The organism is Roseibium denhamense (genome assembly GCF_009711415.1).
Taxonomy (GTDB): Bacteria; Pseudomonadota; Alphaproteobacteria; order Rhizobiales; family Stappiaceae; genus Roseibium; species Roseibium denhamense.
The window spans coordinates 1-12,786 of record NZ_SMLZ01000099.1 but is presented as its reverse complement, the minus strand read 5'-3'; the positions used below and the strand labels follow the sequence as shown (position 1 = coordinate 12,786).

The 12,786-nt window shown below is 58.5% G+C and carries 9 protein-coding genes; 3 read left to right on the top strand and 6 right to left on the bottom strand.

The window, feature by feature from the left end:
* Nucleotides 1–12: 12 nt before the first annotated feature.
* Nucleotides 13–2,967: a cation:proton antiporter domain-containing protein gene (locus E1180_RS06500; RefSeq protein WP_155190365.1), complete on the bottom strand. Its 2,955-nt coding sequence runs from the start codon at nt 2,965–2,967 to the stop codon at nt 13–15.
* Between the two features lie 99 nt (nt 2,968–3,066).
* Nucleotides 3,067–3,984 carry a DMT family transporter gene (locus E1180_RS06495; RefSeq protein ID WP_155190364.1) on the bottom strand — a complete coding sequence of 306 codons (918 nt, stop codon included), beginning with the start codon at nt 3,982–3,984 and terminating at the stop codon, nt 3,067–3,069.
* A 230-nt stretch (nt 3,985–4,214) separates the two neighbouring features.
* On the opposite strand from E1180_RS06495, the gene E1180_RS06490 reads away from it, so the two are divergent.
* A complete protein-coding gene (locus E1180_RS06490) occupies nt 4,215–6,374 on the top strand; it encodes a malate synthase G (protein WP_155190363.1) in 2,160 nt (719 codons plus the stop codon).
* A 99-nt stretch (nt 6,375–6,473) separates the two neighbouring features.
* Nucleotides 6,474–6,995, top strand: a complete 522-nt coding sequence (locus E1180_RS06485) for a c-type cytochrome (RefSeq protein ID WP_155190362.1) — start codon at nt 6,474–6,476, stop codon at nt 6,993–6,995.
* 34 nt (nt 6,996–7,029) lie between these two features.
* Here the strand turns inward: E1180_RS06485 and E1180_RS06480 are convergent, their stop codons facing one another.
* The 3 genes from E1180_RS06480 to E1180_RS06470 are packed head-to-tail and all read right to left on the bottom strand — an operon-like array spanning nt 7,030 to nt 11,353.
* Nucleotides 7,030–8,241, bottom strand: coding sequence for a mandelate racemase/muconate lactonizing enzyme family protein (locus E1180_RS06480; protein ID WP_155190361.1), 1,212 nt, complete (start codon nt 8,239–8,241; stop codon nt 7,030–7,032).
* Nucleotides 8,242–8,252: 11 nt separating this feature from the next.
* Complete coding sequence (locus E1180_RS06475; RefSeq protein WP_155190360.1) at nt 8,253–9,740, bottom strand: aldehyde dehydrogenase family protein; 1,488 nt, start codon at nt 9,738–9,740, stop codon at nt 8,253–8,255.
* Nucleotides 9,737–11,353, bottom strand: a complete 1,617-nt coding sequence (locus E1180_RS06470; RefSeq protein ID WP_155190359.1) for a GMC family oxidoreductase — start codon at nt 11,351–11,353, stop codon at nt 9,737–9,739. The genes E1180_RS06475 and E1180_RS06470 overlap by 4 nt, the downstream gene beginning before the upstream one ends.
* Nucleotides 11,354–11,510: 157 nt before the next feature.
* Between E1180_RS06470 and E1180_RS06465 the strand changes: the two genes are divergently transcribed.
* Nucleotides 11,511–12,407: a LysR family transcriptional regulator gene (locus tag E1180_RS06465; RefSeq protein ID WP_155190358.1), complete on the top strand. Its 897-nt coding sequence runs from the start codon at nt 11,511–11,513 to the stop codon at nt 12,405–12,407.
* Between the two features lie 6 nt (nt 12,408–12,413).
* On the opposite strand, the gene E1180_RS06460 is transcribed toward E1180_RS06465, so the two are convergent.
* A partial coding sequence (locus E1180_RS06460; protein WP_196220549.1) for a fatty acid cis/trans isomerase occupies nt 12,414–12,786 on the bottom strand: 373 nt, incomplete at its 5' end.

Here is a 12,786-nt window from a genome sequence, read left to right as displayed (position 1 = left end):
ACTGAAACCGCTTCAGGCCGAAGCGGTTTCTTTCTTTTGGGTCTTTCCGTCCCCCGGTTTTGGCTTGGACGTTTCCTCACGTGCTGCCGGTTTATAAGCTTGTGTGTCATCCGGTTCGGCTGCTGGTGTGCCGGTGACGGTTTCCGCTGCTTTGTCCGGGTGGTCTTCGGGTTGTACGGAGGGGACAGCTTCTTCCGTAGACGGTTGATGTGAAGCTTCTTCTACCGGAGCGGTCAGGGTGCTTTTCTCCGCATCCGCCACTTGATCTTGTGATGCGGCAGGAACCGCTTCTTTCCTGTCAGGTACCTCTTCTGGCGTTACAGGTTCATCCGGTTCTGCTGCGGCTTCCGCACTATCTTTCCTATTCGGAGCATCGGCACTCTCGTTTTTGCCGGCCTCAGAGGTGTCATGTGTGCTTTCGACGGAGTCGACCGGGTCATTTGCGAACAATGGCACAACCGGATCTTCGATTTCGGCCATCTCGTCATCGGAGTTCATGAGCTGACGCTTTTGAGCGAGCATCGCCACATGGTCCTGAAGATCCGTTGAATCGGCGAGCAGTTTCTTGAAGTCCTGCGCCCTCAACCGTACGAGCTGGCAGTAACCCAGCGCAAACACATCCGCACTTCGCCGTCCGCCGGTCATCAGGGCGATCTCGCCAAAGACATCACCCCGGCCCAGAAGGACATTGTGTGTTGCCGTGCGGACCTCAACAGCACCCGAGGCGATGAAATAGGCCGCGTCGCCGCGATCCCCCTTCCGGATCAGCTTTTCACCTGGCACTGCGAATTGCGGGCGCATGACCTTCATGATCGCTTTTTGCTGTTTCTTTGGAAGACCGGCAAAGAGCGGATGCGCCGTCACCAGTTCCTTGGTCTTCATGCCAAGATCCAGCTTCGGCCTCTGGTGGCAGACCCGCCGGGTTGTCTCGACCTCGCGCAATAGGTCCTGATGCAGCTCTGTTCCGATCAGCATCTGGCTCTTCGCCACGTCATAAGCATTTTCTTCCAGCCGCACGCCCGCCTTGCGCAAGAACTGGTTTTCCAGAGCGTCGGCATAATCGGGATATTGCAGCCGCAGCGCGTCGATGGCCTGCATGGTGTCGGCCTGGCGGCTTGCAAGCGTTTCGTGCAGGATGTCTCCGATCCTGTCCCCCAGGAGCGGCCGGATGCGGTGGGAATTGAAGTCGATAAGCTCGTCGGCGAGGATCCGGTAAACGAGGAGAAACTCGAACCGGTCGGCAAGCCGGATCGCAAGCGGACGGGAAATGCGCAACCGGCGCTGCAGAGCCTGAGCCACGCGGAAGGCCTGGCCGAACCGCAGCGGCCGGCGTGTTGCCTTGTTGTATCCAGAGCGGCCGTCGCTGCGGGTCAGGTCGCCCATGCGTCCAGTGATCGTGAGGAATTTGGAGACCGCCGGTCCAGATATTGTCTTGTCGTGGAAGTGCTCCAGAACCAGCTGTTGTTCCCGGTCCGCCAAGGCGATCAGGCCGATCCTGACCCGGTCCTTGTCCGTTAGCTTCTCAAGCATGTTCGTTTCCGATGCGGCAACGGACGCCCGTTCCTCATAGTCCTTCAGAACTGCTGACGTGACGCGGGGCGCAATGTGATAGGCGGACGCCGCATCGCCCACTTCCTGACGCACATCAGACAAGGCGAGTGCCTGATACTGGCTGCGCAGGGCTTCATCCAAAGGGTTCAGCTTGTCGAGACCAAGAAGCTTGATCAGCGGCTTCAGGCTGGTCCCGTAAACCAGGAGCGTGAAGAGTACAAAACCAGTCGCCAGTTTTGTGATGAACGCGGACACATCATCCGACAGCAGGGCATGTTCGGAAACGCTGAGCGCAAGGGTCAGGGTCACGGCACCGCGCATGCCGCCCCAAAGCATGACCGTCTTGAAGTTGGTGCTGACCGCCTGCCCGAGGCGGACCCTGCTTAAGACCGGCAATAGCCCGTAGATCACAAGGGCACGGGAGGCCAGGGCAGCCACGATAACGACGAACAAAAGCACGATGTCGATGGGGGCAAACCCCTCAACAAGCCTTGGAATAAGAATGGCCGACAATAGGAAAATCAAAGAGGCGGCCAGGAAGGAGAGCTGGTCCCAGACCGTGTGCAGAAACTCCCAGCCTTTCGGCTGAATGCGGGAGGGGCCGTAAAAGTTGAAGACGATCCCGGCGCACACAACAGCAACAACCGCAGACACGTCGGCAAACTGATCGCTGACCACATAGATTCCATAGGGCAGGGCAAGGCTGAGTGTCACCTGCGCCAGGGGCAAATCGCGCATAAGCGGCAATATGGAGACGGCAATCCGGGCGAGCACCGTGCCGACAATTACGCCTCCGATAAAGGACCGTCCGAAAGCCATCGCCGCTTCGCCGGCATCTAGTGACTGCTGGCCGGTCGCAATACCCAACAAAATGACAAACAGAACGATGGCGGCTGCATCGTTCAGGAGGCTTTCCCCCTCAACGATGCGTCCAAGGCGTGCAGGTGCTCCAATGTCCCGGAAGATGGCGACAACGGCGACTGGGTCTGTCGTGGCGACAATGGCCCCTAGGAGCAGGCATACCACCAGCGGCATTCCGGACAAGGGGTAGAGCGCGAAGCCGATGAAGGCCGTTGCTGCGAACACCGCGACCACCGCCATCAAGAGAATAGGGCCGAGATCTTCAAAGATCCGGCGGACATCCAGTGTCAGGCTGGTTTGAAACAGAAGCAGCGGCAGGAAAATGTAGAGGATCATCTCCGAATTGAGCGGAGGATAAACGAAGACATTCGCAATCGTGTTGAAGGCGTTGGTCGCAGGGGTGTACAGTAAATATGTGGCGCCAATGCCGATCATCGTCCCGACCATTGCAAGCAAAACGCTCGGCGCAAGGCCGAGCCGCCGCGCCAACGGCTGGAGCAAGGCAATCGTGAGCAGCAGGAGAGCAAAAGCTCCTGTAATCAGGGGTGTTTCCATGACAATCACTTTAGCCGGGCGATTGCGGCAAATTCAAATCAGCATTGATCTTTTCCGAACGGCCGTCGGAAACTTATATGGCAGCCTATGTTGCAGCCGTTAACGAGCCGTGCTTTTGCGTTCCGACAACCAGATACCGCCAAGAACGAGGACAAGAGCTGTTCCGTGGTGCCACTTAAAGGGCTCACTGAGGATGCTAACCGCCAGAATGGCGGCAAAAATCGGCACGAGATTGATGAACACGCCGGCACGCGCTGGGCCAATCAGTTCGACGCCGCGCATGAAGAATATCTGGCTGAGACAGGACGGAAACAGCGAGATGTATAGGACAACAAGCCAGCCCTTGGGTGTCGGCCATTGGGCGGTCTGGCTCGCCATTTCCCATAAGAGGCCGGGCACCGACGCAATCGCGGATATCCCTGCAAGGACTGCGAAGAACACGAGCCCCGACACCTGGGGCCGATTGCGCAGGGCGAGCGTGTAACCGGAGTAAAGCACACAGGCGATGAGCATTACCCCGTCGCCGGGATTGACGGCAAGCGCGAGGAGAACTTCAAGGCTGCCTTGGGCGGCGATCAGGGTAACGCCCGCCAGCGTGAGCAATATGCCGGCGATCTGGAGCAGCCGGACCTTAGTTCCAAAGGCAAGAACAGACCCGATCAGGACCAAAATCGGCATGGATCCCTGGATGATTCCGAGATTTACGGCTGTCGTCGATTGCGCCGCGATGTAAAACAGGGTGTTGAAGGCAACGAAACCGAGCGCAGCCATCAAGATCATCCGCGTAAGGGATGGGCGCATCATCGGCCATTCGGACCTGATCCGGAGCCACATCAGGGGAAGCATGATGGCCGCAACGATCATCCAGCGCAGAAACACCACGACCATTGGCGACACTTCGCCCACTGCCAGGCGTCCTGCAACAGTGTTGCCGCCCCAAAACAATGTGGTCAGGCCCAGCATCAAGATGGCGTTGCCATAGGCCAGACCGCCAATATGCTTGAAAAGCGTTCCCATGAATGCCTCGGGTTAGATGGAGGGTTGACGTCGACGGCTACTCCAATTGCAGCTCGTGCGAAAGGCCGGTTCCCGGGTTATAGGGCAGGAATGACGGTGGTAATTGAAATAATTGTTTCCGCTTTGGAAAAAGTGATCCGGGTTGAAGCCCAATTGACGCGAGGCTCCAATGTGCTCACAACAAGTCCAAATGACCCGGTATGCGGCTTATTGAATTGCGGAGTTTTTGAATGACAGATCGTTTTGACGTCCACGGCTTGAAAGTTGCCAAAAGTCTTTTTGAGTTTGTGAACGAGAAGGCTCTGCCGGGAACCGGCGTCGACCAGGACCATTTTTGGAAGAGTTTCTCCGCACTGGTGCATGATCTGGCGCCCAAGAACCGTGCGCTGCTTCAAAAACGCGACGATCTGCAGGAAAAGCTGGACGCATGGCACAAAGCCAATCCGGGAACGCCGGACATGGCGGCCTACAAAGCCTTTTTGAAAGAGATTGGGTACCTGGTGCCTGAAGGTGAGGACTTCACGGTCGGAACCGCCAATGTCGATCCGGAGATCGGGTCGGTCGCAGGACCCCAATTGGTCGTGCCGGTGATGAATGCGCGTTATGCCCTGAACGCTGCCAACGCGCGGTGGGGATCGCTTTACGATGCGCTCTATGGCACCGACGCCATGGGCTCCAAGCCGCAGGCTGGCGGCTATGACGAGGCGCGCGGCGACGAGGTGATCGCCTACGCCCGCAAGGTTCTCGATGAAGCAGCACCCCTGGCTGCGGGCAGCTGGGCCGGTATCACCGGTCTTTCGGTTGAAAACGGGGCCCTGTCGGTTGCAACGGAAGCTGGAGCAACGGGGTTGCAGGATCCGTCCCAGTTTGCCGGATATTCCGGGGATGTCGCGGCGCCCTACAAGGTGCTTCTGGTCAAGAATGGCCTGCACCTTGAGATCAATGTCGACAGCCAGCACCCGATCGGAAAGACCGACAAGGCGCACATATCGGATGTCGTTCTGGAATCGGCCATGTCCACGATCATGGACTGCGAGGATTCCGTGGCAGCCGTCGATGCCGAAGACAAGGTGGTCGTCTACACGAACTGGTTGGGCCTTTTGAAAGGCGATCTGGAGGAGACCTTCCAGAAGGGCGGCGAGACCGTCACCCGCCGGATGAACGGTGATCGCCAGTACACCGCACCCGATGGCACCGCCCTGTCCCTGCATGGCCGGTCCCTGCTTCTGGTGCGCAATGTCGGCCACCTGATGACCATCGATGCCGCCCTCGACAAGGATGGCAACGAGGTGCCGGAAGGGCTGCTCGACGGCATGATCACGGCGCTGATCGGCCTGCACGACGTGGGCCCGAAAGGCGGCAACACCAACAGCCGCGCCGGCTCGGTCTACATCGTCAAGCCGAAGATGCATGGCCCGGAAGAGGTCGCGTTTGCCTGCGAGATCTTCAACCGCGTTGAAGACGCGCTGGGCATGGCGCGCAACACACTCAAGATGGGCATCATGGACGAGGAGCGCCGCACCACGGTGAACCTGAAGGAGTGCATCCGCCAGGCCAAGGACCGTGTGTTCTTCATCAACACGGGCTTCCTGGACCGCACGGGCGACGAGATGCACACGTCCATGGAAGCGGGACCGATGATCCGCAAGGGCGACATGAAGGCGGCGGCCTGGATCGGCGCTTATGAAAACAACAATGTCGATGTGGGTCTGGCCTGCGGCCTGCCCGGCCATGCACAGATCGGCAAGGGCATGTGGGCCATGCCGGACCTGATGAATGCCATGCTGGAGCAGAAGATCGGCCATCCGATGTCCGGGGCAAACACCGCCTGGGTGCCGTCGCCGACCGCGGCAACGCTCCATGCGCTGCACTATCACAAGGTCTCGGTTTCAGACCTTCAGGCCGAGCTGAAAACCCGTGAGGCGGCAAAGCTGGAAGACATCCTGTCGATCCCGGTGGCCGAGCGGCCCAACTGGGCGCCGGAGGACATTCAGGCCGAGCTCGACAACAACGCGCAAGGCATTCTCGGCTACGTGGTCCGCTGGGTCGAGCAGGGTGTCGGCTGTTCCAAGGTGCCGGACATCAACAATGTCGGCCTGATGGAAGACCGCGCCACCTTGCGGATTTCCTCGCAGCACATCGCCAACTGGCTGCGCCACGGTGTTTGCTCCGAGGATCAAGTGGTCGAGACCATGAAGAAGATGGCCAAGGTCGTTGACGAACAGAACGCCGGGGACCCGCTCTACCGCCCGATGGCAGCCGATTTTGATGGGTCTGTCGCTTTTCAAGCTGCCCTTGAACTCGTTCTGGAAGGAACGAAGCAACCGAACGGGTACACCGAGCCGGTCCTGCATCGTCGCCGCCTTGAATTTAAGTCAAAGGCAATTTGATAAATTTAGCAGGATTTAAAAATCTTTTTGTCCGCGTCACAATGCTTATGCGGGCAAGTCCGGCCCGCCCTGAAACAGCAGCTGCACGCAAATTGGAACATGGGACCTAAAACTGAAACGGCCCTTGCATATGCTCTGGTACCCGCAGTCATTGCGGTTGGGGTTTGGTATGTGTTTCAGGTCGGCAACTCGGTTGGTGGTTTGACCGAACCAAACACTGTTGTTCTTCAGCCGAAGGATCTGCAAACCGTTTATAACGGGCAGCAGCTGTACATGGACCATTGCGCCTCTTGTCACGGCGACAATCTCGAAGGTCAACCGAATTGGGATATATCCAATGCGAACGGCACGATGCCAGCGCCGCCCCATGATGGCAGCGGCCACACCTGGCATCATTCCTCCGCGGTCTTGTTCAAAGCCGTTAAAATGGGGCTGGTTCAGGCTGCGGGTTTGAAGGATGTTCAACCGTCCGCGATGCCTTCTTTCGGCGGAATACTTGCGGATCAGGAGATCATTGCTGTCCTGTCGTTCATCAAATCGAAGTGGCCGGAAGAAATTCAACGCAAACATGATGAACTGGATCAGTCGGCAACGATGTCGGCTCATTTGCACAAACACTGATCCAGTGTGTGTTTAATCCACGTCCGCGTCTGACTTATAGCGGAGCCGCTGGTCTCTCCTGCAAACCGAGATGCAATTCGGTACCTTCATAGGGATGCGCCCGTGCCACATCTTCGTTCAACTCGTGACCAAGGCCGGGTTCATCGGATGGGACAACGTAACCGTCCTGCCATCGGATCGGCGTGTTCAATAGATCAGCAAAAAAGCCGTCAAACGTTCGAATGGACTCCAGGATCAGAAAGTTGGGGCTGCACGTAGCGATCTGAATATTCGCTAAGGCAACCAAGGGGCCACAATAAAGATGGGGCGCAATCTGCGCTGACGCGCACTCGGCCATGGCAGCAATCTTCTTGGCTTCCAACAGGCCGCCGACCCGGCCAAGGTTCATTTGTAAGATACTCGCAGCGCGGGTTTCCAGAACACGCGAAAACTCATACTTCGTGCAAAGGCGCTCGCCGGTTGCAACGGGTATGGAAGTATAGCGGGCAACTTCCGCCATTTGTTCCGGCATTTCCGGCGGCATGGGTTCTTCGAACCACAGCGGATCATAGGCCTCAAGCCGCCGCGCGAGGCGCTTTGCACCGGAAACGGTAAATTGCCCATGGGTTCCGAACAAAAGGTCCGCTTTGGTCCCGACCGCTTCCCGGATGACCCTGCAAAAGGCTTCGGACCGATCCAGATCGTCCAGGCTTGGCTGGTGGCCGTCATAAATGGTGTAGGCCCCGGCCGGATCGAATTTGACCGCGGTAAATCCCTTGGCGACCGCCTGGACGGCCACTTCGGCTGCCATATGCGGATCGTTGTAGACGTTGGGTTGGTCCGGGTCCGGGTAAACATCGCCGTCCGCCGGGTAGAGATACGTGTAGGACCGCAGCCGCTCATGCACCTTGCCGCCGAGGAGCTCATAGGCCGGTTTTCCAGCGGCCTTGCCGATGATGTCCCAACAAGCCATCTCCAGTCCGGACAACACTCCCATGACAGTCACATCGGGGCGCTGGGTGTAGCCGGCGCCATAGGTCTTGTGCCAAAGCCTTTCGATGTGATGCGGGTCTTCGCCGGCGAATTGCCGTTCGAACACATCCCGTGCCATGCCGGCAACAAGGTGCGGGCCGAACGTGGCGTTATAGATCTCGCCGTAACCCGTTATCCCGCAGGCCGTGACCAGCTTGACGAAAATGAAATACTGGCCGCCATGACGCGGCGGCGGATTGCCGACCACGAACGTCTCAATGTCCTGAAGTTTCAAGGGACCGGCTCCTAACTGGCGTTCGACACAGTGATGGATTTGACCTTGGTGTAGGCGTCGAGGCCTTCCCAGCCTTTCTCGCGGCCGTACCCGGATTTCTTGTTCCCGCCGAAGGGCAACTCCAGGCCACCGGCCCAATAATCGTTGATGGACACCTGTCCGCAATCCATCGCGGCGGCAACCCGCATCGACCGGCCGACATCGCGTGTGTAGACTGAGGCGATAAGGCCAAATTCCGTGCCATTGGCCAGCGCAATCGCCTCGTCTTCGGTCTCAAAGTTCTGGACCGACAAAACCGGGCCGAAGATTTCTTCTTGAACGGCTGGATCATTAGGCTGGAGATCGGCAATCACGGTCGGCTGGAAGAACCAGCCCTTGCCGGTTTCACAATCGGTCGTTACGTCGCCTCCGGTCAGGATGCTGACACCCCGTGACTTTGCGGCATCGACATGTGCCTTGATGCGCGACAGGTGGAGGTCGGAATTGATCGCCCCCATGTCAGGCGAGCGTAGGCCATGGCCGGGCTTAATCTTGGACGCGCGCTCAGCCAAGATATCCAGAACATCGCCGCGGATGGATTTGTGAAGGATCAGCCGTGACCCGGCGGAACAAATCTGCCCGGAATTCGAAAAGATGGCCCAGTAAGCCCCGTCTGCCACTTTTTCCGGATCGGCGTCTTCGAAGGCGATCAAGGGTGATTTCCCGCCAAGCTCAAGGGTCAGCCGGGTGATATTCGGGGCTGCCATTTGCGCCACGTTGACGCCGGTTGCGACCGAACCGGTAAAGGTCAGCTGCTTGATCCGCGGGTCACGGGCCAATTGAGCACCGACATCCCGGCCAAGCCCCGTGACGACATTCACCAGACCGTCCGGTACGCCTGCCTCGGAGAGAAGCTCGGCCATCAACAGCGCCGTGAAGGGCGTGGTTTCGGCAGGTTTTGCAACAACGGAGCATCCGGCGGCCAGAGCAGGTGCGACACCGCGCGCGAAAGTCGATGTAGGATAGTTCCAGGGAATGATATGCCCCGTTACTCCGACCGGTTCGCGCACGGTGAAGGCGGTGTAATCGGGTCCGAGATTGACCGAGCGGCCATCCAGTTTGTCGGCGGCACCGGCATAATATTCGAACAAGCGCGCGGATGAGTTCACGTCGCCCGTCGCTTCCGCAAGGGTCTTGCCGCTGTCGATGACTTCCATGACCGCAAGCCGGTCGGCATTGGCGCGGAACACACGGGCGACCTCATTCAGAATGCGGCACCGCTCGCCCGGGGCTACGCGGCGCCAGTGCGCCGCTGCCTTTTCCGCCGCGCCGATGGCCGCGTCCATCTCTTCCGCGCTTGCAAGCGAGAATTCGGCAAAGGCTTCCGCCCGGCCAGGGTCGAAGCTTTCCATCTTGCCGTTCGATGCGGCCGTGAGCTTGCCATTGATGAAGTGGCCGTCGGGCAGGGTGCCGAGTTTCCCGGTCGCCAGATAGTCTTGGGCCAGATCCTGAACACTCATTGATACGCTCTCTTTTGATCTTCGAGGATGATGTCCGCGCCTTTCAGCGCCAGCATCATGGTGGGGGCATTTGTATTGCCTGATGTGATGTTTGGAAACGCAGATGCATCGATCACCCGCAGCCGGTCTATCCCATGAACTTTCAATCGGCTGTCGACGACGCTTTTGTCCGCACTTGCGCCCATGCGGCAGGTTGAAACAGGGTGATAAACCGTGCTGGCACGCTCCCTGAAGTCGGCCAGAATTCCCTGATCATCGAGGCTGAACAGGTCCGGAGATATGCGCGTGTCGACGAGGTCGGTCAAGGCGCGGGTGCGCATGATCTGCTGGCACAGGCGGCCACCGGAAATCACGGTCTGGCAATCCTCTTCGGTCGACAGCGAGTTCGGTTGAATACGCGGTGCCACCGAGCTGGAAGCGCTCTTGATCTCGATCCTGCCCCGGCTGGTTGGTCTGGTGGGCTGAGCGCAGATAATGAAGCCGTTGAACGGATCAATCGTGACCTGCCGCTTGCCTTGATTGGCCGCCACCTTGTAGCTGATCGGGTTGAAATAGAGCTGTTGATCCGGCTGCGAAAGATCTGCTCTGGATCGCAGGAACCCGCCGCACTGGTTGACCGACAAAGCCAATGGCCCGCGCCGGGTCAAGGCATAGCGGGCCGCCGCGAGGGCCTGGCCAAGCAATGGCCGCAGCACCGCATTCAAAGTCGGCTCCTTGGCCTTGAACGTAAAGCTCGCGGTCAAATGATCCTGCAAGTTCCCGCCGACATTGTCGTTGTTGAAGACCACCGGAATGCCGAGTTGCTGAAGCAGGCGGCCCGGGCCGAGCCCCGATACCTGGAGTAGCTGCGGTGAGCCGATGGCGCCGGCCGACAGGATGATCTCACGCCGGGCGCTTACCTGCTCGCCGCTTTCAAGTTCAATGCCGGTGGCAACTTCGCCCTGGAACAGGATACGCCGGACTTGCGTATTGGTGCGCACGATAAGGTTCTTCCGGGAAAGGGCCGGGCGCAGAAAAGCGCGCGCAGAAGAACAGCGCTGTCCGGCCTGGGTGTTGATCTGATAGATGCCGCCGCCTTCCGGCTGATCGCCGTTGAAATCGTCAGTCCAGGGAAAGTCCAGTTCTTGGATTGCCGAGAAGAAATGCCGGTTGATCCGGTGGATCTGATCCGTGACATTCTGAACGTGAATTGCCCCGGACCCTGTTTTCGTACCGATGGGGCTGACCCGGGTTTCCAGACGTTCATAGACAGACTTGACCTGTGACCAGCCCCAGCCGGACGCGCCAGCCAGCTCCCAGTCATCGAAATCGGCCGGTAGTCCCCGGCAATACACCATCGCATTGATGGAGCCGGAGCCACCGATCAGCCGGCCGCGGGGCCAAGTGATTTGGCGTCCGGCCAACCCGGCATCAGGGTCCGTCTGAAACTGCCATGTGCATTTGGGGTCAGTGTTCAACTTGCCATAGCCGATCGGGACATTCACCCAAGGCGAATTGTCCGGACCGCCCGCTTCCAGCAGCAAGACGGTTGAGGCCGGGTCCGCGCTCAGCCGTTCGGCCAGAATGCAGCCGGCTGAGCCGGCACCGATGATGATGTAATCGATGTAGTCCATGGAGTGCGTCCGCGACCTGAGTTCGCTGTGATTTTCGTGGTGTTCTTGAAAAACCAAAAACGAAAAATGATTTGGCCTTACATCGAAAAATTTTGTAGGAGTGGACTGGTAACACTTAAGTAATCTGGAGCCGGGGCAAGCCTGGACAAGGTTCTGAATGGCTTTCAATCTGCCGCCACTGCCATGGCTGAGAGCGTTCGAGGCGTCCGCCCGTCTGGGCAATTTCACACGGGCGGCCGAGGAGCTGCTGATTACGCCTGCTGCGGTCAGTTACCAGGTCCGCCAGCTCGAACAGCATTTGGGCTATCCGCTGTTCGACAGGGTCCACCGTGAGCTCGCTTTGACCCGGTTGGGCCAGACCTACCTGCCGTCTGTCGAAAAGGCGTTCTCGGACCTTTCCATTGCGACGGTTTCGGTGTTTGGAGAGCGGGGGCGCAAGCCCGTCCGGTTCCGCTGCCTGAACAGTTTCGGCCAGCTCTGGATGATCCCAAGACTGTCGGACTTCCGCCAGATTTATCCGGATATCGAACTGCAGATGATCTCCGCATCCTGGGCTGAAACCTTGAACCCGGAACTGTTTGACATCGATATCCGGTTCGGTGACGGCACCTGGACTGACGGGAGTGTGGCGTTTCTTGTGAACGATCCGGTCATTCCGGTCTGTCATCCGGAGCTTTCGCTGGATCCGGCTCTTCCGGATATACAGCAGCTTGCTGAGGCCGAACGTATTGACATCATGGGCGTTGTCGATACCTGGGAGAGCTACTTCCGGATGTTTTCCCACCCCGTACCAAAGCGAAATGGCCTGCAGGTGGACCAGACCCTGTCAGCGCTGGAGCTTGCAGCGAACGGGCATGGGCATGCCCTGGTTCTCGAGACGCTTGCCGCGCCTTATTTGGAAAGCGGCCGCCTAGTGCGCTCAGCCAACCGGCAACTCAAAAGCCGGCACAGCTATTATCTTGTCACCTCCGGCCCGCTCGAGGCGTTGCCGGGCGATGCGAAGCTCTTCTGTCATTGGATGTCACAAAAGCTCGCTGCCGACGCGATCACCTGAGAATAGTCAGCGCTCCTGGTTCTCCAGAAAGCCAAAGTCGAACAGCTGCTGAAAGCTGAACTCTGTTTTAGGATCGTCATAGCGGTTGAGGTCCAGAAGGCCCGCCTGAAGCGGGTCCTGCGCGGTCAAACCGACCTGAACCCTATCAAATACCTGCCAGAAATCCGGAGCGGTCCTGCGCACACCATAGGTCGCGACCAGTTCAACGAGGCCCGCTTGCGATCGGATCCCCGTAAGCATCTCCACAAAGTCCGGAAGGGCATCAAAGGAAACTTTGAACACGAAGTTCGGATAGCTGCTGAACTGTCCCTTGACGATGGTCAAGCTGTCATCGTCCGGTTCACGGCGCAGATCCTCGTTGAAGATGAAGGCAACATTG

Excerpts from the sequence above, each read along its gene's own strand:
- E1180_RS06490 (WP_155190363.1), top strand. The coding sequence starts at position 4,215 with ATGACAGATCGTTTTGACGTCCACGGCTTGAAAGTTGCCAAAAGTCTT.
- E1180_RS06470 (WP_155190359.1), bottom strand. The coding sequence starts at position 11,353 with ATGGACTACATCGATTACATCATCATCGGTGCCGGCTCAGCCGGCTGC.
- E1180_RS06475 (WP_155190360.1), bottom strand. The coding sequence starts at position 9,740 with ATGAGTGTTCAGGATCTGGCCCAAGACTATCTGGCGACCGGGAAACTC.
- E1180_RS06465 (WP_155190358.1), top strand. The coding sequence starts at position 11,511 with ATGGCTTTCAATCTGCCGCCACTGCCATGGCTGAGAGCGTTCGAGGCG.
- E1180_RS06500 (WP_155190365.1), bottom strand. The coding sequence starts at position 2,967 with ATGGAAACACCCCTGATTACAGGAGCTTTTGCTCTCCTGCTGCTCACG.
- E1180_RS06495 (WP_155190364.1), bottom strand. The coding sequence starts at position 3,984 with ATGGGAACGCTTTTCAAGCATATTGGCGGTCTGGCCTATGGCAACGCC.
- E1180_RS06485 (WP_155190362.1), top strand. The coding sequence starts at position 6,474 with ATGGGACCTAAAACTGAAACGGCCCTTGCATATGCTCTGGTACCCGCA.